General features: G+C 50.5%; 16 protein-coding genes and 1 pseudogene. 4 read left to right on the top strand and 13 right to left on the bottom strand.

The annotated features are described in order from the left end of the window. Positions 1-18 precede the first annotated feature (18 nt). From ACOXYR_RS14320 to cecR, 4 genes are read right to left on the bottom strand one after another with little or no spacing between them, the layout of a single operon-like run. Positions 19-1,152 carry an ABC transporter permease gene (locus ACOXYR_RS14320; protein ID WP_108473821.1) on the bottom strand — a complete coding sequence of 378 codons (1,134 nt, stop codon included), beginning with the start codon at positions 1,150-1,152 and terminating at the stop codon, positions 19-21. Continuing rightward, entirely contained in the window at positions 1,142-2,881 is a 1,740-nt protein-coding gene (locus tag ACOXYR_RS14315; RefSeq protein ID WP_108474096.1) for an ATP-binding cassette domain-containing protein, read from the bottom strand. Before ACOXYR_RS14315 ends, ACOXYR_RS14320 begins: the two co-directional genes overlap by 11 nt. Then, on the bottom strand, positions 2,874-3,866 hold the full coding sequence (hlyD, locus tag ACOXYR_RS14310) for a secretion protein HlyD (protein ID WP_253896686.1): 993 nt from the start codon (positions 3,864-3,866) through the stop codon (positions 2,874-2,876). Before hlyD ends, ACOXYR_RS14315 begins: the two co-directional genes overlap by 8 nt. Further along, positions 3,863-4,540, bottom strand: a complete 678-nt coding sequence (gene cecR / locus ACOXYR_RS14305) for a transcriptional regulator CecR (protein WP_421356285.1) — start codon at positions 4,538-4,540, stop codon at positions 3,863-3,865. The genes hlyD and cecR overlap by 4 nt, the downstream gene beginning before the upstream one ends. Before the next feature lie 260 nt (positions 4,541-4,800). Here cecR and rhlE point away from each other — a divergent pair, with 260 nt between their 5' ends. The 3 genes from rhlE to ybiB all read left to right on the top strand — a co-directional run bounded on the left by rhlE (position 4,801) and on the right by ybiB (position 9,471). After that, positions 4,801-6,192 carry an ATP-dependent RNA helicase RhlE gene (rhlE, locus tag ACOXYR_RS14300; RefSeq protein ID WP_108473818.1) on the top strand — a complete coding sequence of 464 codons (1,392 nt, stop codon included), beginning with the start codon at positions 4,801-4,803 and terminating at the stop codon, positions 6,190-6,192. A 140-nt stretch (positions 6,193-6,332) separates the two neighbouring features. Continuing rightward, positions 6,333-8,477, top strand: coding sequence for an ATP-dependent DNA helicase DinG (gene dinG / locus ACOXYR_RS14295; RefSeq protein ID WP_421356284.1), 2,145 nt, complete (start codon positions 6,333-6,335; stop codon positions 8,475-8,477). Positions 8,478-8,508: 31 nt separating this feature from the next. Continuing rightward, complete coding sequence (gene ybiB, locus ACOXYR_RS14290) at positions 8,509-9,471, top strand: DNA-binding protein YbiB (RefSeq protein WP_108473816.1); 963 nt, start codon at positions 8,509-8,511, stop codon at positions 9,469-9,471. Positions 9,472-9,603: 132 nt separating this feature from the next. On the opposite strand, the gene ACOXYR_RS14285 is transcribed toward ybiB, so the two are convergent. From ACOXYR_RS14285 to ACOXYR_RS14265, 5 genes are all read right to left on the bottom strand, one after another. Next, the gene (locus tag ACOXYR_RS14285) at positions 9,604-10,041 is read right to left on the bottom strand and encodes a hypothetical protein (protein ID WP_421356283.1); all 438 of its coding nucleotides are present in this window, start codon (positions 10,039-10,041) and stop codon (positions 9,604-9,606) included. A 264-nt stretch (positions 10,042-10,305) separates the two neighbouring features. Continuing rightward, positions 10,306-10,647: a hypothetical protein gene (locus tag ACOXYR_RS14280; protein ID WP_421356282.1), complete on the bottom strand. Its 342-nt coding sequence runs from the start codon at positions 10,645-10,647 to the stop codon at positions 10,306-10,308. Next, complete coding sequence (locus ACOXYR_RS14275) at positions 10,644-11,081, bottom strand: glycoside hydrolase family 73 protein (protein ID WP_421356281.1); 438 nt, start codon at positions 11,079-11,081, stop codon at positions 10,644-10,646. Before ACOXYR_RS14275 ends, ACOXYR_RS14280 begins: the two co-directional genes overlap by 4 nt. A 21-nt stretch (positions 11,082-11,102) precedes the next feature. Then, on the bottom strand, positions 11,103-11,684 hold the full coding sequence (locus tag ACOXYR_RS14270) for a hypothetical protein (protein ID WP_421356280.1): 582 nt from the start codon (positions 11,682-11,684) through the stop codon (positions 11,103-11,105). 76 nt (positions 11,685-11,760) lie between these two features. Beyond that, positions 11,761-12,849 carry a hypothetical protein gene (locus tag ACOXYR_RS14265; protein WP_421356279.1) on the bottom strand — a complete coding sequence of 363 codons (1,089 nt, stop codon included), beginning with the start codon at positions 12,847-12,849 and terminating at the stop codon, positions 11,761-11,763. A gap of 100 nt (positions 12,850-12,949) precedes the next feature. Between ACOXYR_RS14265 and ACOXYR_RS14260 the strand changes: the two are divergent. Beyond that, positions 12,950-13,045: pseudogene (locus ACOXYR_RS14260) on the top strand (hypothetical protein); the annotation flags it as partial. 61 nt (positions 13,046-13,106) lie between these two features. Here ACOXYR_RS14260 and ACOXYR_RS14255 read toward each other — a convergent pair. The 4 genes from ACOXYR_RS14255 to tssI form a co-directional block, all read right to left on the bottom strand. Continuing rightward, a complete protein-coding gene (locus ACOXYR_RS14255; protein ID WP_421356278.1) occupies positions 13,107-13,811 on the bottom strand; it encodes a hypothetical protein in 705 nt (234 codons plus the stop codon). Between the two features lie 2 nt (positions 13,812-13,813). Continuing rightward, a complete protein-coding gene (locus ACOXYR_RS14250; RefSeq protein ID WP_421425943.1) occupies positions 13,814-16,609 on the bottom strand; it encodes a glycoside hydrolase family 19 protein in 2,796 nt (931 codons plus the stop codon). Positions 16,610-16,634: 25 nt separating this feature from the next. Further along, positions 16,635-17,093 (bottom strand): DUF3828 domain-containing protein, encoded by a 459-nt coding sequence (locus tag ACOXYR_RS14245; RefSeq protein WP_421356749.1) that lies wholly within the window; start codon positions 17,091-17,093, stop codon positions 16,635-16,637. Positions 17,094-17,193: 100 nt separating this feature from the next. Further along, on the bottom strand, positions 17,194-19,395 hold the full coding sequence (gene tssI / locus ACOXYR_RS14240) for a type VI secretion system tip protein TssI/VgrG (protein ID WP_421425945.1): 2,202 nt from the start codon (positions 19,393-19,395) through the stop codon (positions 17,194-17,196). Between the last annotated feature and the right edge of the window lie 23 nt (positions 19,396-19,418).

The raw sequence follows: 19,418 nt of genomic DNA, 5'->3' as shown, positions 1-19,418 counted from the left end.
CAGCGCATCCGGCAAAAATCAATCCAGTCGACGTTTCGTTTTGAGCCACGTCAGGCCGATAAACATCACCGCCGAGGCAATCAGAAACAGGGTATTAATCACCAGCACCACCGGGATATTGCCCGCCAGGAACAGACTTTGCAGCGTGCTCACGAAGTAACGGGCCGGGATGATATAGGTCACGATACGAATCGCCGCAGGCATACTGTCTATCTGAAAAATAAACCCGGACAGCATAATCGACGGCAGAAACGCGGCATTCAGCGCCACCTGTGCGGCGTTAAACTGATTACGGGTGATGGTTGAAATCAACAGCCCCATCCCCAGCGTGCTAAGTAAAAACAGGCTCGTAATGAAAAACAGCACCAGCAGTGAGCCGCGATAGGGCACACCAAGGATGAACACCGACACCAGCATACAAAGCAGCATTGCCAGCATGCCAAGGAAGTAGTAGGGGATCAGCTTACACAACAGCAGTTCGACGCGGGTCACTTCGGTTGACAGTAGCGCTTCCATCGTGCCGCGCTCCCATTCGCGCGCCACCACCAGCGACGTGAGGATCGCCCCAATCACCGTCATGATGATGGTCACTGCGCCGGGAATGATAAAGTGCTGGCTGATGGCGGCCGGGTTAAACCAGTAACGGGTCTGGACATCAATGAGCGGTGTGAATTCCTGCCCTTTGTCTTCCGCACGTTGTGCCTGCCATAGCTGCCAGATACCTTGCGTATAGCCCTGCACAAAGTTGGCGGTGTTCGGCTCGCTGCCATCGGTGATCACCTGAATCGGCGCAGTTTCATTGTCGCGCGCCATCTGGCTGTCGAAATTCACCGGGATGACCACTAACCCGCGAATACGCCCGGCCTGCATCATCTCAACCAGTTGCTGGCGGTTATCGCTGATGGTGGCATCGATATAGGGCGAGCCGGTCATGGCGTGGGTAAAATCAAGCGCCTCTTCACTTTGCTGTTCCAGCAAAATGCCCACCCGCAGTTTGCTGGAGTCGAGGTTGATACCGTAGCCAAAGATAAACAGCAGCAGCAGGGGGATCACCACGGCAATCAGCCAGCTACTGGGGTCGCGGATAATCTGCCGCGTCTCTTTCACGCACAGCGCGCGTACGCGGCGCCAGGAAAGGGGGCTAGTGCGCATCGGCGTGCTCCTTATCCCAGTTGTGGATCAAGGTGATAAAAGCCTGCTCCATGGTGGGGTCGGTGTGTTCCTCGTCAGCGGCCTGCGCTTTCAGGTCATCCGGCGTGCCGCTGGCAATCAGTTTACCGCGATAGACCAGGCCGATTCGGTCGCAATACTCGGCTTCATCCATAAAGTGGGTGGTGACCATCACAGTCACACCTTTCTCCACCATGCTGTTGATATGCAGCCAGAATTCGCGTCGGGTGATGGGGTCAACGCCGGAGGTGGGTTCATCGAGGAACAGAATATCCGGCTCGTGCATTAGCGAGCAGGCGAGCGCCAGACGCTGCTTAAAGCCAAGCGGCAGCGAATCCGTGGCGTGGCTGGCGATGCTTTTCAGGCCGAAAGCCTCGCTCATGCGGGCGATTTTGTCATTCTGCGCTCGTCCGCGCAGGCCATAAACGCCCGAGAAAAAGCGCAGGTTCTGTTCCACGGTCAGGTTGCCGTAGAGCGAGAATTTTTGCGCCATATAACCTAAATGCTGGCGCGCTTTTCCTGAACTCACTTTCAGATCCATATTCAGCACCAGCGCTTTGCCGGATGTCGGCACCAGCAGGCCGCACATCATCTTAAAGGTGGTCGATTTCCCCGCACCGTTAGGGCCGAGCAGGCCAAAAATTTCCCCGCGTTTAACAGCGAAATCCACGTGGTCGGTGGCGGCAAAGTCGCCGAATTTTTTGGTGAGCTGTTTGGCCTCAATCACCGTTTCATCCGGCGAGCCTTCAACCGTATGCAGAATGGCCCCCAGCGGTGATTCAGAGGTTCCCGCCCCGCCCAGCAGGTCAATAAAGGCGTCTTCAAAGCGCGGCGTGGTTTCGTTAATCTCAATTTCGGGCATGTCCGGCGCGTGGCGAATATCGTCGGCGGTGGCCTCTTTTTTGACGATGACACGCACAGAGCGCCCCTGAATCATCCCGTCGCTGACCTGCGGTAATTTCAGCGTACGTTGTAACAGGCGGCGGTTGTTTTCAGCAGGGCTACTCATCAGGAAACTGCGTCCGGCCATGGTTTTCGTCAGCGCCGTCGGTTCGCCCTGATAGAGCAATTCGCCTTCGTTCATCAGCAGCACGTCGCGGCATTGCTCGGCTTCGTCGAGGTAGGAGGTGCTCCACAAAATCAGCATCCCGTCGCCCGCCAGTTCATGCACCATCTGCCACAGTTCGCGGCGTGAGATGGGGTCTACGCCCACGCCCGGTTCATCGAGCAGCAATACTTTCGGTTCGCCCACCAGCGTACAGGCGAGCCCCAGTTTTTGTTTCATCCCGCCGGAAAGTTTCCCCGCCAACCGCCCGGTAAATGGGCCCAGCGCGGTGAACTCCAGCAGACGGGCGAAGGTTTTCTGTCGCGCGTCGCCGGTGACACTGCGCAGGTCGGCATAAAGATTGAGGTTCTCCATCACCGTTAAATCTTCATACAGGCCAAATTTCTGCGGCATGTAGCCCAGCATGCTGTGTAGCTCGCTGTCATTTTCAATAGGATCGAGCCCCAGAACAGAAGCCGTTCCTTCGTCGGGTTTCAGCAAGCCCGCCAGCATGCGCATCAGGGTGGTTTTCCCCGCGCCGTCCGGCCCCACCAGCCCGGTAACATAACCAGAGTGAATGGTACAGTTCAGCGGCGCGACGGCGGGTTTATCCATCCCGGCAAAGCGTTTCACCAGCCCGTCGAGCTGAATGATCTCTTCACTCATGGCGCGACTCATCGTTGAACTTCAGGGTGACAGGCATACCCTGACGCAGGGTATCGTCGGCATCGGTGACGATAATGCGCAGGCGGTAAACCAGATCGGTACGCAAATCCGGCGTTTCGACAGTTTTCGGCGTAAATTCTGCGGTGGGGGACACGAAGCCGATTTTGCCGTGGTAAGGCTTATCCGGACGACCATCGGTATAGAGCAATATTTCTCGTCCCGGTTGCGCCTGATTCAGATTCTTTTCGTCAACATAAGCGCGAACCCACACCGGGCGCGTCAGGGAAAGGGTGAGGGCGGTGCTGCCCGCATTAAGCATGCTGCCAGGTTCTACCGCGCGAGTAAGCAACGTGCCGTCCGACGGAGCCACCAGGGTGGTGTCATGTAAATCGAGCGTCGATTGCGCCAGCTGCGCCTGCGCCTGTTCAAGATTGGCTTTCGCCTGGGCAATTTCCTGCGGACGATTTCCGGCGCGGTACTGGCTCAGTTTATCCTGTGCTGATTTCAGGGTTGCCAGCGCCTGGTCACGCGATGAGCGCGCATTTTCCAGATCGTTGGCGGAAATAGTACGGCTTTTCCATAACCCCTGCTGACGTGCGTAAAAGTTCTGCGCGTAGTCATAGGCGGCCTGCGCCTGTTTAACCGCGGCGGCGGCCTGGGCAATCTCTTCTGCCCGGTAACCCGCCATCATCAGGTCATACTGCGCCTGGGCGGTAGAGACGTTGGCTTTCGCCTGCATCAGCGCGTTTTCATAGGGCGCTTTATCGAGCTGTCCCAGCGTTTGCCCGGCTTTAATGGCATCGCCTTCATCCACGGTTAATGACTGTAAACGGCCCCCGACGCGGAAGCTCATATTCACCGTGCGAATATCTACGTTACCGTAGAGTGTCAGCCCATTGTCCTGGCGGCTCTGATACCACCAGGTTCCGCCAATGGCGGCAACAATCAGCACCAGTACCAGTGCAATAATGACCGGCTTTTTCATTGTTTCAGGCTCCTTTGCGTTAGTCCCTGCAAAATGAAATCGATGTGGCAGCTCACCACCTGGAAAATCTGTTCCGCTTTGTCGTCGTCAAATCGCGCCCAACCGGCACGCAGCAAAATGGTTTCGCGCCCCAGCCGGAAGGCGAGGATTTCACCGAGCAGAGCGTGCGTGTGCAGAATGGTTTGCGTGTCGTGCGGATCGCGCCCGGTGTAGGCGGCAATCAGATGTGTTAGATGCGTATGCATCGGCGCAATCACCCGGTCGTGGATATGTTGGTAGGCGGCGGTGGGCGAAAACTGTTCGCGTGAAATAAACTTACTGAGGTTGACCGTATCGTCCTGGGTCAGCAGTAAGATCATGTTCTTGCAGGCACGCAAAATCAGTTCATGAATGGCGGCTTTATCAGGCTCTGGTTGGGCGAAAAGCGCCTCGGCAGCCTGAACGTGTGGGCGAAAGTTCTCACCGATAAAATCAGCAATCCACTGGGCGCAGGCGAGGTATAAGTCGTCCTTTGAGTTGAAATAGTAGGTTATCGCCGCAATGTTTTGCCCGGCCTGCGCGGCGATGTCGCGGGTGGTGGCATGCAGGCCATACTCGCCAAACTGCGCGAGGGCGGCGGCGATGAGTTGGCTTTTGGCCTGTTCGCCTTTGGTGGTGATGGGAGTCGTATTCATCGCGTCACATAAAATTAATCAATCGATTGATTAACATTATGACCGTTTTTTGAGCTTGTCCAGTCGTATACGCAATAAACGGCGAAAACACAGAATTTTCACCGCCTCGCAGGCCGCCTGACTGGAGAGATATTTTATGCGCCAGGTCACAAAATCTGCTACACTCCGGCCCTTCATGACATTGTGGTTTTTGTCATTATCTGGTTTTTTATCCCCTCGAAAACTACACCGCATGCGGTCGGGGTGGGTGTGGAGTAAATATGTCTTTCGATTCATTAGGGCTTAGCCCTGAAATTTTGCGTGCCGTTGCAGAGCAGGGCTATCGCGAACCCACCCCCATTCAGCAGCAGGCGATTCCTGCGGTGTTACAGGGCCGTGACCTGATGGCCAGTGCCCAGACCGGTACTGGTAAAACGGCTGGCTTTACGCTGCCGCTGTTACAACATCTGATCACTACCCAGCCACATGCGAAAGGGCGTCGCCCGGTACGCGCGCTGATCCTCACGCCAACCCGTGAACTCGCCGCGCAAATTGGCGAAAACGTGCGCGACTACAGCCAGTACCTGAACATTCGTTCGCTGGTGGTGTTTGGCGGCGTGAGCATCAATCCGCAGATGATGAAACTGCGCGGTGGTGTCGATGTCCTGGTGGCCACGCCGGGCCGTTTGCTCGACCTGGAACATCAAAACGCGGTAAAACTGGATAACATCGAAATTCTGGTGCTGGATGAAGCAGACCGTATGCTCGACATGGGCTTCATTCACGATATTCGCCGCGTGCTGGCAAAACTGCCTGCAAAACGCCAGAACCTGCTGTTCTCTGCGACCTTCTCTGACGACATTAAAGCACTGGCAGAAAAGCTGCTGCATAACCCGCTGGAAATCGAAGTCGCGCGCCGTAATACCGCCTCCGAGCAGGTGACTCAGCACGTTCACTTTGTGGATAAGAAACGTAAACGGGAACTGCTGTCCCAGATGATCGGTCAGGGCGACTGGCGTCAGGTGCTGGTGTTCACCCGTACCAAACACGGGGCAAACCACCTGGCAGAACAGTTGAATAAAGATGGCATCCGCAGTGCGGCTATTCACGGTAACAAATCGCAGGGTGCGCGTACGCGTGCGCTGGCTGATTTTAAATCCGGCGATATCCGCGTGCTGGTGGCGACCGATATCGCGGCCCGTGGCCTGGATATCGAAGAACTGCCGCACGTGGTGAACTATGAGCTGCCAAACGTACCGGAAGATTACGTTCACCGTATTGGCCGTACCGGCCGTGCGGCGGCAACCGGGGAAGCGTTGTCGCTGGTGTGTGTTGATGAACACAAACTGCTGCGCGATATCGAAAAACTGCTGAAAAAAGAGATCCCGCGTATTGCGCTGCCGGGCTATGAGCCAGATCCATCCATTAAAGCAGAACCGATTCAGAATGGCCGCCAGCAGCGTGGCGGCAACGGCGGCGGTCGTGGGCAAGGTGGTCGTCCGCAAGGGCAGGGCCAAAGCCAGGGCCGCGGTCAGCAACAGCCGCGCCGTAGCGAAGGTGGCGCGTCGAAGTCTGATGCTAAACCGAAACAATCTCGCCGCATTGGCGATGCCAAACCCGCAGGCGAACAACAGCGTCGCCGCCGTCCGCGTAAACCGTCTGCAGCCCAATAACGGTTTATGTGTTGTAGGGCGGATAAGCAAAGCGCATCTGCCATCTCTGAAGCCTGGCCGCAAGCCAGGCTTTATTTTTTGCCGACCGCGCAGGAAAGTGCCACAATAGTGGCTGTTTATACAGTATTTCAGGTTTTCTCATGGCATTGACCGCTGCGCTGAAAGCGCAAATCGCCGCCTGGTATAAGGCGCTTCAGGAACAGATCCCGGACTTTATTCCCCGCGCGCCGCAGCGGCAGATGATTGCTGACGTGGCAAAAACGCTCGCCGGGGAAGAGGGGCGGCATCTGGCTATCGAAGCGCCGACCGGCGTCGGGAAAACCCTTTCTTATCTCATTCCCGGCATTGCGATTGCCCGGGAAGAGCAAAAAACACTGGTCGTCAGTACCGCCAACGTCGCATTGCAGGATCAGATCTACAGTAAAGATCTCCCGCTGTTGCGCAAAATCATCCCCGATCTTAAGTTTACCGCCGCCTTTGGACGCGGGCGCTACGTTTGCCCGCGTAACCTCAACGGGCTGGCGAGTACCGAGCCCAATCAGCAGGATCTGCTCGCGTTTTTGGATGACGACCTCACGCCGAACAATCAGGAAGAGCAGAAGCGTTGCGCGAAACTAAAGGCCGACCTCGACAGCTATAAATGGGACGGCCTGCGCGATCACACGGATATCGCGATTAACGATGATTTGTGGCGACGTCTGAGCACCGATAAAGCAAGCTGCCTGAACCGCAACTGCCTCTATTATCGCGAGTGCCCGTTCTTCGTCGCGCGGCGCGAGATCCAGGAAGCGGAAGTGGTGGTCGCTAACCACGCGCTGGTGATGGCCGCAATGGAAAGTGAAGCGGTGCTGCCGGAGCCGAAAAACCTTCTGCTTGTTTTGGATGAAGGACATCATCTGCCAGATGTCGCACGTGATGCGCTGGAGATGAGCGCGGAAATTACTGCGCCCTGGTATCGCTTGCAGCTAGATCTTTTCGTCAAGCTGGTCGCGACCTGTATGGAGCAGTTTCGCCCGAAAACGACGCCGCCACTGGCTATCCCGGAGCGTTTGACCACTCACTGTGAAGAACTTTATGAGCTGATTGCTTCACTCAACAACATTCTGAATTTATATCTTCCGGCGACCCAGGAAGCAGAACACCGTTTTGCGATGGGCGAGTTACCCGAAGAGATCATGGAAATCGTCCAGCGGCTGGCAAAGCTCACCGAAATGCTGCGTGGGCTGGCGGAACTGTTTTTAAACGATCTCAGCGAGAAAACCGGTTCTCACGATATCGTGCGTTTGCATCGGGTTATTCTGCAAATGAACCGCGCGCTGGGCATGTTTGAGGCACAAAGCAAGCTCTGGCGTCTGGCGTCGCTGGCGCAAGCCTCCGGCGCACCGGTCTCTAAGTGGGCGACGCGCGACACGCGTGATGGTCAGATGCATCTGTGGTTTAACTGCGTGGGTATCCGCGTCAGCGATCAGCTTGAACGTTTACTTTGGCGCAGCGTGCCGCACATCGTAGTGACTTCCGCGACCCTGCGGTCTCTCAATAGTTTCTCGCGTTTGCAGGAGATGAGCGGCCTGAAAGAAAAAGCGGGCGATCGTTTCGTCGCGCTCGACTCGCCGTTTAATCACGTTGAGCAGGGTAAAATCGTCATTCCACAAATGCGCTACGAGCCGTTAATGGAAAACGAAGAGTTGCACATTGCTGAAATGGCGGCCTATTTCCGCGAGGCGCTGGAAAGTAAAAAACACAAAGGTATGCTGGTGCTGTTTGCCAGCAACCGCGCGATGCAGCGTTTTCTGGAGCACGTGACTGATTTGCGCCTTTTGATGTTGGTGCAGGGCGACCAACCGCGTTATCGGCTGGTGGAATTACATCGCAAACGCGTGGAAAACGGCGAGCGTAGTGTGCTGGTGGGGCTACAATCATTTGCAGAAGGGCTCGATTTAAAAGGCGAGCTGCTAAGCCAGGTGCATATCCACAAAATCGCCTTCCCGCCCATCGACAGCCCGGTGGTGATTACCGAAGGTGAATGGCTGAAAAGCCTGAACCGTTATCCGTTTGAAGTGCAAAGCCTGCCCAGCGCGTCGTTTAACCTGATTCAACAGGTGGGACGACTGATTCGTAGCCATGGCTGCTGGGGCGAAGTGGTGATTTACGATAAACGCCTGTTGACCAAAAACTACGGCCAGCGCCTGTTGAATGCGCTACCGGTATTTCCTATTGAGCAACCCGCGGTGCCCGATGTTAAAGTAAAAACCAAAGCTAAAACGACCCGTCGCAAAAAACGCTAATCGGCACGCGACACCGGACAAGGAGCATCTGATGGATTTACGCAATGTGATTAAAGAGATTGGCCGGGGTAAGAACCATGCCCGCGATCTGGATCAGGATACCGCGCGCAGTCTCTATACCCACATGCTGAATGGCGATGTGCCGGATCTCGAAATGGGCGGCATTTTGATTGCGCTGCGCATTAAAGGTGAAGGCGAGGCAGAGATGCTGGGCTTCTACGAGGCGATGCAGCAGCATACCCTGCGCCTTACGCCGCCGGTGGGTAAACCGATGCCGATTGTGATCCCGAGTTATAACGGTGCGCGTAAACAGGCCAACCTGACGCCGCTGTTAGCAATCCTCCTGCACAAAATTGGCTTCCCGGTGGTGGTGCACGGCGTGAGCGAAGATCCGACCCGGGTTATCAGCGAAACGATTTTTGAATTGCTGGGCATTGAACCTACGCGCCATGCGGGTCAGGCGCAGGCCAAACTGGATGGTCATCAGCCGGTGTATATCCCGGTGGGGGTGCTGTGTCCGTCGCTTGAAAAACAGCTTGCTATGCGCTGGCGAATGGGCGTGCGTAACAGTGCGCACACGCTGGCGAAGCTGGCGACGCCGTTTGCCGAAGATGCCGCGCTGCGCCTGTCGAGCGTCTCGCATCCGGAATATGTTGGGAAGGTGGCGAAATTTTTCTCGGATATCGGTGGTCGTGGGCTGTTGATGCACGGCACAGAAGGCGAAGTGTATGCTAACCCGCAGCGTTGCCCGCAAATCACGCTGATCGATGCGCAGGGTACACGCATTGTGAGCGAACGGCAGACGGAAACAGCAAGCGAAGTCTTACCTGAAGGTAAAGATCCGGAAGTGACCGCGCGCTGGATTGAACGCTGCGTGGCAGGAAGCGAGCCGGTGCCGCAATCGCTGAAAATCCAGATGGCGTGCTGCCTACTGGCGGCAGGGGAGGTAGCCTCACTGGACGCAGGGCTGGCGAAGGTGGCGGAGTCTTATTAAGACATAGTGAAATTGCAGAAATTGCCATTCTTTACAGGTCTATCGGATAGCCTATAACATAATCGATACAATGGGTGACCTATCTGGTCACCCACATTCGGTTTCTCGCCCTGTTTCTGCTACACTGCTGCATTAGTTAAAGTTACATTTTTTCATTTTGATGTTCTGTCGGTTCTCTATCGCCACTACAAAGTCCGGTTCATTTTTCCAGACATATTGCTTCTTTTTTATATCATAAAATCCACTCCAGGAAATATTCAATACGCTATCTCGTAGGGAAACAACAGCTATTGGTTTACTTGTTGAAATGTTAGCCCAATCAATAATGTTATTTTCAGACTCAATCACACTTTGGTAGTAAAGTTCCGTTTCCCCATGCGGACTCTGATTTAACCTAGCCAATATAAATAAATTGTTATTATTTATGTTGATTTTCGCATCATCTGCCGAATTGATCTCTATGCTTCCTCCAAAACCTCCACATTTTACAGACCAATAGCCAGACATTCCAGTCTCCCCAAACGCAAACATAGGAAAAGTGGATATTAATAAAAACACAAATTTATTCATATAAAAAATCCTTCAAAAAACCGTAGTAAATATGTAAGTCTGTTTTCCAATTTAATTCTTCATCAAAAAGATTCTTATAAATATTTAACCATTCGCAAATTGATTTTATTGGCTGTCCATGGCGTCCGGGTTGCAGGCTAGCAAAAGGATAACAATAGCGTTCTCATAAAAATACCTACTCGCACAATAGATAAGCAGTCTTTCGTTCCGTCAACCCCGTGACATCACCATTAACAGCCCTTTTTTCTTTCTCTGATTGTAAAGTCATTCAGGCCCATCCCCCTTACTTGTAGGTAAGATTGATTTTGAATGAATCCAACCACTAACAGGTTCACCATTTTTCTTGAAAAAAACAACAGATGAAAAACCTTTATATTCTGCATACAAATTAATTAAATCACCATTAATAATAAATAAATTTTTAATTTTACAATCTTCATTTGGAGCGCTATAAAAATAAACACGATTAGTGTCAACTACTTTATACACTGATTCTGATGACGGTATTAAATCTTGATATCGTTCGGCAATAAGATTGAGTGCATCACACCCCCCCCAGGATAGAAGCGGGAACAATAGCCACAAAAAAGACAATACAAATTTCATAGTAGATTTTCTCTCCGCATAATATTTATTAATTTATCGGCGTAATGAGGACCTGTCGCATATTTTGCTTCCTGAAGCCCTCTTGCCCAGTCACAAGGATCTGTATAATTAAATAAAAAATGATACCTTTTATTCTTGACAAAAAAATCAGTTCGCCCGGCAATACTCTCTTCAAATGAATCGTATTTTATAAATTTATCAATAATCTTAACTTTAACTCCGTTTATATATTCATGAGTATAAGTCGAAACAAAACTTTGACTTCCATGTGCTTTAATTCCGAATAAGTTATTGCTATATGAACCATTATAAATATCAACGGGAACAATTCTTCCATAACCCGTTTCCAGTATAGCTTGTGCTGTAGTAATCGCTGCTGGAACGCCTGAAGTTATTTCATTTTTCTTTGCCTCATTGCTAGATAAAACCAACATCAGCAATACTCATGAATATAACTACTCAATATTGCAACCATTTCTTGACTCTATGATTTTCATATATTCATTTCCATTAAAATCAAATATAACTGTTTTACAAATAGGGTTGTCATATTCATTATTCTTCAATGGAATTACTTGGCCAGTTATTACTATCATAGAACTATCCTTATACGTGACTATTTCAAAAGGTAAGCCAACTGGAGTTCCATTATCGGTTATATCTGCATAACGATTACTGCCATTATTATCCTGTGGTAGGCTAGCAACAATCTTACCAGTATGTTTATCAATAACCCATCCGCACACCCAATTATCTCGCAAGCATTCTATTCCATGCCCACCGAATGCAGTATAGATTCTGAAGTGACCTGCAAAGTTGACGGGGTAATTTAATTGTTTTTGTATATTCTCTTTCCAGTACATTGAATACTTATTCTGAGTATTACTGAAAATGATATTTTTTTTAAATGGTCCTTTACTTATCTCAACTTGATAATCAGAGAATTGGGGGTTGAGAATTTCTCGCGGTGATGTGTAAAACGAAGTAAAAATAATAATAAAAATGAAAGCATTATAAAACCTTGTCTTATTGACCATATTTAGACTCCTCTAAAGATTGAATCATTTCATCCGGTGATATGTGTGCATTGTTTAGACCATCACCAGAGTAATATTATTCTCCTTCTGTTTGCGCTATCCTTGGTACTAAATGGCATTTCTCTTTACCATTTTCATAAACAACGTGACCCTGTTCGTCTTTTACCTTTACTTTTTTAGGGCTTATTGCTTTTCCTTTGCGTACTCCAGCAGAGGCAAACTCTTTAGCCCAATCATAAATGGTATCTTCGATATCACCATTCCCTTCCAGATAACGAATGAAAGACGGCCTCTTGGTTTTGATAATATATTCCTCAAAAATTTTATCTTGCACATTTTCATTGTAAGGAAGAGACGTGTCGAGTTTCAGTTTTTTAACTGCACCTGCAAGCGTATCAGGAATAAGCTGAAAACGCCCTGCTGCAAACATCGCTCTATTTTTTTGAGCTTGCATGACTTCAGAAATAGTCATCGTAGTTAAATTTGTATTATATTGAGGGACTGATTTTCCTGTTTTCGTGACGTTATAAGCAGTGTAATCATTTTTAGACTCTGCACTTCCTAAAAGATTTGCAAAGGGACTACGTGCCCATCCTACGTGAACCTTTCTTATCGCATCCAAAAACACCACCGGATGAAAATGCCACACCGGGCTATCCGCACTGAATGGCGGCACCTCACTCATCCACTCCAGATCTGTCTGCCACTTCTCACAATATGCCACTTCATCGGTGTCCAGATCTTTATAAAACTCTTCCCACCGCCCCGTTGAGCGCCCGCCATACCATTCGCTGTGGTGTCTGACTGTCAGATGATTGACCACATTTCGCACCAGCGGATCACGCACAACCAGCGCCTGCCGGATTTCTTCTTCCGTCACTTTTCCGTTACCGTCCTTACCCATTTCAGCCATCAGCTGACGGTAATAGGGAGGAACCTGCTCGTACAGCCATTCATCTCCCTGCTCTGCGGCACGGCTTATTGAACCAAATGCTTCCGGTACCCATCCTTCATAGGGGCTGTACGTCATATCGCCACTGCTGTTCTCTTCCAGCGGCTGAAAACCCAGCTTCAGTAAATCGTACTGCCCGACCTCTTCAACATCCTTCTGTGGTAGCCAGCCGCTTCCGTTGATGTTAAACCACCACTGTTGCGATTCATCCATGACCGGTGTTGTCGTTTCCCGTGGAAGAACACACTGCGCACCCAGTGTGGCTACAGTTGCAGTAAAGGTCTCCTGTCAAAACGCAGACTGATGGATGTAATGCCGTGCAATGTGGCAGTTGCTGAAAAAGGTCCGTCATTTTATGAAAACTGCCAGTCCATTGCCCGGAGGGACACATAGTCTGGCAAAAGTGTAGCGGTATTAGGCAAAGCTATTTGGATAAACATACCTTTTGCCTTTACACCCAATTCATATTATCATTTAATGATGATATCATTAGATTTAATCCAATATAAGGAATTTTTTCCTGATTTCGATTTATAACTGATTTGATAAAAAAAACCGTCCTCTGACATATCTGCAATTCCAAAAACATCATCTCTTACTAAATATGCTTTAATTTCTTTGTTTTCATTTGGTAGAGAATACAAAGATGCCTTTTGGACCGAAATCACACCATTTAAAGGTTTTCTTTTAGAAAAGTCATCACCTTCTGATAGTAACTCTCTATTACCTTTAATGCCATTAATATAATAAATTCTTTTGACTTGCAGACAATCAGAACAAGAATCAGTGAACAATAACACCCAGTTCTTTTTTGATATCCATTGATAGACATCATTAAACCATACTCCTTGATCACGATAGGAACTTACAATATTCCCGTTGACTTCTGATACATTGCATAATTTTCCATTGCCCCCAATGAAGGGTGTAGTGTCTATTTCAATCCCAGTGATATCAAAAACAATGGAGCATTTGTTTACATTGTTTCCAGTGCTTAAAAAAAGATATTTATTATCATTTAATGTTTTAATTTCAATGTCTTCATATCCTTGTGATATAAAATCTTGAGCGACCGGCGGCAGCATTAAGTTATCACATGCTTTTATAGTGCACTCAGATGCGTAACTACTTATACTCACACCAATTATACTCAATAATGTTATCAACTTGTTCATTATCAATCCAACCCCCATGTTTCTTTAATTAAGTCAAAATACGCTTGCCTTTCAGACAATCCGTTCCGCCCACCATTAACGGCTAGCGTAATTAATTCAACATTATTCTTCTCATGATCAATTAAAACATTAATATCTCCTTTGGCATCATATTTTTTATAAATGCCGCCATTATGCCGCCAAAACCAGCAAGATGCTTTAATTGCGTTGTCCATTATTGATGCCACTAATTCAGGATTATTAACACAATTAATTCCTGAATGGTTAGAAAACCGTTGATAATTTTTCTTCCATGTCAGTTGAATTAACCCCCTTCCTTTATAACGAGGACCATCACCAACAACTGTGTTTCCATTTTTAATGGCATCTGAATGCTGTCCTGGATCATAGTTATGACCTGAACCAAATTCTATTGTCGTATCGAAATGAGCAGACTCATGTAAGCATTGAGAAAGAAAATGAGCTTTGTGATAGGCACCCGTAATCTCATATACAATTAACTGCTCATTAAGACGACTTACAAAATCATTTTTATCAAACTCAAATACTTCTGGGTAATTAATCTTAAAATGTGTAGCAAATGCTCTCCCCCCAATTGTTCCTGTAAACCAAGGATTGGTATGCCCTAATAGTTTTTCAATTAACTCAACAGTAATTTCACACTCATAATTTCCTTTTATTGCATCCAAAAAAAACACTGGATGAAAATGCCACAGCGGGTTATCGCCACCGAATGGCGACACCTCTCTCATCCACTCCATGTCTGTCTGCCACTTCTCGCAGTACGCCACTTCATCGGTGTCCAGATCTTTATAAAATTCTTCCCACCGACCCGTTGAGCGCCCTCCGTACCATTCGCTATGATGCTTGACCGTCAGATGATTGACCACATTTCGCACCAGCGGATCACGCACAACCAGCGCCTGCCGGATTTCTTCTTCCGTCACTTTTCCGTCACCGTCCTTATCCATTTCAGCCATCAGCTGACGGTAATAGGGCGGCACCTGCTCGTACAGCCATTCATCTCCCTGCTCTGCGGCACGGCTTATTGAACCAAATGCCTCCGGTACCCATCCTTCATAGGGGCTGTACGTCATATCGCCACTGCTGTTCTCTTCCAGCGGCTGAAAACCCAGCTTCAGTAAATCGTACTGCCCGACCTCTTCAACATCCTTCTGTGGTAGCCAGCCGCTTCCGTTGATGTTAAACCACCACTGTTGCGATTCATCCATGACCGGTGTTGTCGTTTCCCGTGGAAGAACACACTGCGCGCCCAGCGTAGCTGCGGTTGCAGTAAAAGTCTCCTGTTCTGACGCAGACTGACGGGCGTAGAGCATTTTGCCTTTCGGGGCCATTACTGTTCGTTTTTCCCCTTTAACATCCGCCGGGTTGGATAAAAATGTCGGCATTCTGGCATCAGCACTCAGCACCTCAAGATGAACAAACCACTCACGCTCAACCTGACCGCCGCCTTCGCCGGGGTATTCCTCACATCCCATAAATCCGACCGGTGTTCCGGCGCTGACCTGCCATTCTGCCGTTTCTCCCCCCAGTTGCACCCGGTCAAATTCCCCTTTTGCCTTCGCCTTCAGCATCCACGCTGGCATCAGCGCCTGTATTTCACCGTCCTGCTCCATCAGCGCCGGGTCCAGCGTCACCCAGTACTGCTCATTTCCCGTCGTTTCACCGTTCAGCAGGCGAACCAGACCGAATGTCATCAAATATGTTTGATTATTCTTCGTTATGTAAAAACGCCCGGTTCGCGATGAGACAAACCGCTCCCCTGCGTTTAGTTTTTTGCTGGTTTTTGGTGGAGCCTGGTATGTTACATAATCCCCGCTCTCCTGACCCTCTGGAAGTCCATTTTGCCCGTTGATATATTTACGCAACAGTATACCGCTGTGTCCGGCTTTCACTTTATAGCAGGGAGAGGCCGGATAATCTTTCAGCGGGGCCAGATGCATATACAGGCTGTAGAATTCCAGCCAGCTTTCTTCTTTTTGCGGGTCAGGCTGGCACAATGATTTCACCAGAACAAATGTGCTGCTGTACCGGAGTTGCTGCCCTTTGTAAGGGCCTTTCAGGTAATCATTATTTATCCGGTACGCTGCAATCGTGCCGTCGGCCATAAACTGCAGAGGAACCGGCTCTCCGGTATTCAGCGCATCCGGATTCAGGGAAGAGAAGGGGTTCGATACGTCGCTAATATGTATGCCGCCGTGCCACAATTGGTTTCCACCCAGCAACCAGGTCCCGTGCGCTTCTGCATCAATAAGCCGCATTATCTTATCCAGTGAGTCGAACTCTTTTCCGTCTGTATCCCTTATGGGGTAACAGATGTTCATTTTTTTTCCACGGACGATTGCAGAACCTGGTGCTCCTTCTCCCTGAACATCTTTATGTCGATAAAAAACACATGCAGGTTTTGCTTTTCGGTAATCGCCGCCAGGATAATAGCCATTATTTTGTTTAAAATCTGATACCCATTGTTGACCATTAAACATTGCCATATGACCATGAGGATGATCTCTTTTTATCTCGTATTCTGGAAAGTCCGCTTTTCTGAAGCCCTGAATAATGACCACATCACCAGAAATAAACCCACTCTCAGATGAGATAATGTTAAACCCTCTATTCAGCAGTGCACTACCATAATCTTTTGCACTTTCAATGGCAGGCCATGGGCTGATATCTCCCCCGGCACTGATTGCGTTTTTAACATACCTGGCGCAATACCCAACCGATCCTGGTTCCGCATGCCTGTTTAAATACTCGACGGCTTTACTCACGTCCCACATGTTATATCCTTATATACCTAATTCATTAATTAACGGGTTGTACGGAATCAATTTTCCAACAAGATTTATGATTAAGCTCAACCTGATATTGACTCAATGAATCTTTTTCACCCAAAGAAAGCTGTACTTCTGAATGGCTAAGCGTCTGTTTTATTACTTTGGCATTAATATTTGTCAGCCATGAGTCAGAAAAATCTTGTGCGTATGTGAAATAATCGTAATCGATTTCATCACGCAATATCCCATTCATCAGTTTATTAAGCAAAGATGGGCTAATCCATTGAGTTATGCTGGTCTTATCACCATTGTAGTTTTGGGCCAAAGGATATCTTTCATTTTTAACTTCATTCAGGTACCAATGATAAAAATGAAGGACCGTTTGCTGTGGCGATGCGCATTCAACAGCCGCTGCGATGACTTTACTGACCGGGAGAAAGATCAGGACGGTCATCAATAAAGTATCTTTCAAATTAATGTTTCTCATCAATTACTCCAGTCCATAGGTTTTATACCTGGCTCCATATGCATTTCCGGTTAGCGTCAATATGTTTTGATACACAATAAACTTATGTTTATCTCACTGTTTATCGTGAGAATCTTCCCAGCTGTTGTGGCGGTATTGGAGCCTGTCGTGGGGGAGTAAAGGTGTCCTGGACATTTTTCCGTGGCGGCTCCGAGCCTTCACTTCCGGTACTTCCATCCCCCGTATCTGCCAGCGCTTTCAGAACCGCCGGTTGTAACGTCGGCACAGGCGTACCCGGACTCCCCCCGCCATTCAGATTGATTTTCGGCCCGACAATATCCACGCCACCAGAGTGTACCACCACGAACGAACCACCCACTTTCAGGGTGATTTTCCCACCACTCTCCAGCACGATTTCATCCCGGACTTTCATTCCCAGCGCACCGGTAATTTTCCTCGCCAGGTCGCCCTTCACCTCCAGGCTGTGCTTCCCTTCCACCAGGCTGACGTGGTTCCCCGTCGTTTTGTGCTCCTGCTTGCCTTCCACCGTCACCTTTCGGTCATTTGCCACGTACAGACCGTCATCGTGGCTGACCTCCACCCGCCGGTCATTCGTCACCTTCAGCGTCTGGTCGTTACGCACCGTGATGCTCCGGTCATGGGCCACTGTGATGGTCTGGTCATGTCCCCCGGCATTCTCTTTCCCCACCGTCACCGTCTGGCCCAGCCCCACCGTGATGTTCTGGTTGTTGCCGATGGTCTCCGTGTGGTCATGCTTCACGTCCGTCGTCCGGTCGTTAAGCACCTCCGTGTCCATGTTCTTCTGCGCGTGGAGATACACCTGCTCACTGTCCGTCGCATCCTCAAACCGCAGCTCGTTAAAGCCGCTGCCCTTGTAGGTTTTTGACCGGATGGTCATCTGCGTCTTCGTCCCCGGCAGGTCGCCCGGTGAACGGTTATCCTCGTGGTAGGTACGGCCCGTCACAATGGGCTGGTCCGGGTCGCCGTTCAGGAAGTCCACTATCACCTCCTGGCCCACGCGCGGTATTGCCAGGTTGCCGAACCCCGCGCCCGCCCATGCCTGTGACACCCGTATCCAGCACGAACTCTCCTCCGTCATACCGTGATAACGGTCCCAGTGAAACTTCACCCGCACCCGTCCGTGTTCGTCGCAGAAAATCTCCTCGCCCTCCGGCCCGGTGACAACGGCACTCTGCGGGCCGTCCACTTTCGGCTTCGGCAGGGGCTGTGAGCGCCAGGTCCGGTCTGCCGGGATGACTGTGATATGGTTACTCAGCGTCGTACCCCGCCCCCGGCTCCCGTGCAGCGCCTGCGGCTGGCTCCCCGTCAGCGTGCTGCTCACCACCTGCCACTCACGGTTCGGGTTCGCTCCCTGTACCGGATGCCCCGTCAGGGTGAACCGCCGTCCCGGCCACAGCGCCGGGGAGTTGCTCACCCCCGTCGCCGCTTCGGCATTGTTACGCAGCCCTTCCAGCCGGTAGCGGGTGAAGTCCTGACCGTGCTGCTCGTCCTTGTAGCGCCCCGGCCAGTCCAGTATTTTGTACTGCGTTAACTGCCCGTTGAGGTTTTCAGCATCCTCAATGTAAATACCCGGCCAGTCCGGCACCTTAAACGTGTAGTCTTTTGAACGCACCTGCGAGGGGCGCACCTGCGCCTGGTAGCGGAACAGGCTGATGCACGCCGTCGTCACCTCGCGGGTGTTCGGGTTAAACGGTATCTCCCCGTACACCGGCAGGCCCGCCACATCATCGCAGAGCGTGAGCATCTGCCCCGGGCTGTCGTCAGCGTATCTGTCATAAAAGAAGATACCTTCCTCCGTCCACAGCCGGGTCAGAAACGCCAGGTCGCTTTCACCGTACTGGACGCAGAACTCCCGGGCCGGGTGGCTCTCATAAAAGCGCGGCGTCCACTGCGTCACTCCGTCCTCGTTTAACAGCGTGGCGGAAATGGCCTGAATGTCCTGCTGCTGGAAGATACGGTAGTTCTGCCGCAGCCCGCTGCGCCACAACGGCGGGCGTATCTGAAGGTGGTACTGCATCTGCCAGCCGTTGTGCTCCTTCATGCCGAACCCCGCCACCACACCGCTCACATAACGCAGCACCGTGCTGCCCTGCCAGATAGTCAGCACGGCCCCCTTCTCCAGCAGCTTCTCCGCCGTCTGGCGGAACGAGCCGCTGGCAACATCCACATCCAGGACAAACGGCGATGAGTATGCCTGGGCGAGGCGGAAATCCACCACCGCAAACGTCTCCGGCACCAGTCCGTCCACCGTCAGGGTGAAACGTAATCCGTCAAAGGCCATATGCACACATCCCTGCGTATTTA

It is taken from the genome of Pseudocitrobacter faecalis (genome assembly GCF_965231525.1).
In the GTDB taxonomy this organism is placed as follows: domain Bacteria; phylum Pseudomonadota; class Gammaproteobacteria; order Enterobacterales; family Enterobacteriaceae; genus Pseudocitrobacter; species Pseudocitrobacter faecalis.
The sequence above is the reverse complement of the archived record's forward strand: the minus strand, read 5'-3'. Positions and strand labels throughout refer to the sequence as shown.

Bases quoted from the DNA above. Each gene is read 5' to 3' on its own strand.
- dinG (WP_421356284.1), top strand. From the start codon at position 6,333: ATGGCATTGACCGCTGCGCTGAAAGCGCAAATCGCCGCCTGGTATAAG.
- ACOXYR_RS14265 (WP_421356279.1), bottom strand. From the start codon at position 12,849: ATGGATGAATCGCAACAGTGGTGGTTTAACATCAACGGAAGCGGCTGG.
- ACOXYR_RS14315 (WP_108474096.1), bottom strand. From the start codon at position 2,881: ATGAGTGAAGAGATCATTCAGCTCGACGGGCTGGTGAAACGCTTTGCC.
- ybiB (WP_108473816.1), top strand. From the start codon at position 8,509: ATGGATTTACGCAATGTGATTAAAGAGATTGGCCGGGGTAAGAACCAT.
- ACOXYR_RS14275 (WP_421356281.1), bottom strand. From the start codon at position 11,081: ATGTTGGTTTTATCTAGCAATGAGGCAAAGAAAAATGAAATAACTTCA.
- ACOXYR_RS14320 (WP_108473821.1), bottom strand. From the start codon at position 1,152: ATGCGCACTAGCCCCCTTTCCTGGCGCCGCGTACGCGCGCTGTGCGTG.
- rhlE (WP_108473818.1), top strand. From the start codon at position 4,801: ATGTCTTTCGATTCATTAGGGCTTAGCCCTGAAATTTTGCGTGCCGTT.
- hlyD (WP_253896686.1), bottom strand. From the start codon at position 3,866: ATGAAAAAGCCGGTCATTATTGCACTGGTACTGGTGCTGATTGTTGCC.
- cecR (WP_421356285.1), bottom strand. From the start codon at position 4,540: ATGAATACGACTCCCATCACCACCAAAGGCGAACAGGCCAAAAGCCAA.
- ACOXYR_RS14255 (WP_421356278.1), bottom strand. From the start codon at position 13,811: ATGAACAAGTTGATAACATTATTGAGTATAATTGGTGTGAGTATAAGT.
- ACOXYR_RS14245 (WP_421356749.1), bottom strand. From the start codon at position 17,093: ATGAGAAACATTAATTTGAAAGATACTTTATTGATGACCGTCCTGATC.
- tssI (WP_421425945.1), bottom strand. From the start codon at position 19,395: ATGGCCTTTGACGGATTACGTTTCACCCTGACGGTGGACGGACTGGTG.
- ACOXYR_RS14250 (WP_421425943.1), bottom strand. From the start codon at position 16,609: ATGTGGGACGTGAGTAAAGCCGTCGAGTATTTAAACAGGCATGCGGAA.
- ACOXYR_RS14270 (WP_421356280.1), bottom strand. From the start codon at position 11,684: ATGGTCAATAAGACAAGGTTTTATAATGCTTTCATTTTTATTATTATT.
- ACOXYR_RS14285 (WP_421356283.1), bottom strand. From the start codon at position 10,041: ATGAATAAATTTGTGTTTTTATTAATATCCACTTTTCCTATGTTTGCG.
- ACOXYR_RS14280 (WP_421356282.1), bottom strand. From the start codon at position 10,647: ATGAAATTTGTATTGTCTTTTTTGTGGCTATTGTTCCCGCTTCTATCC.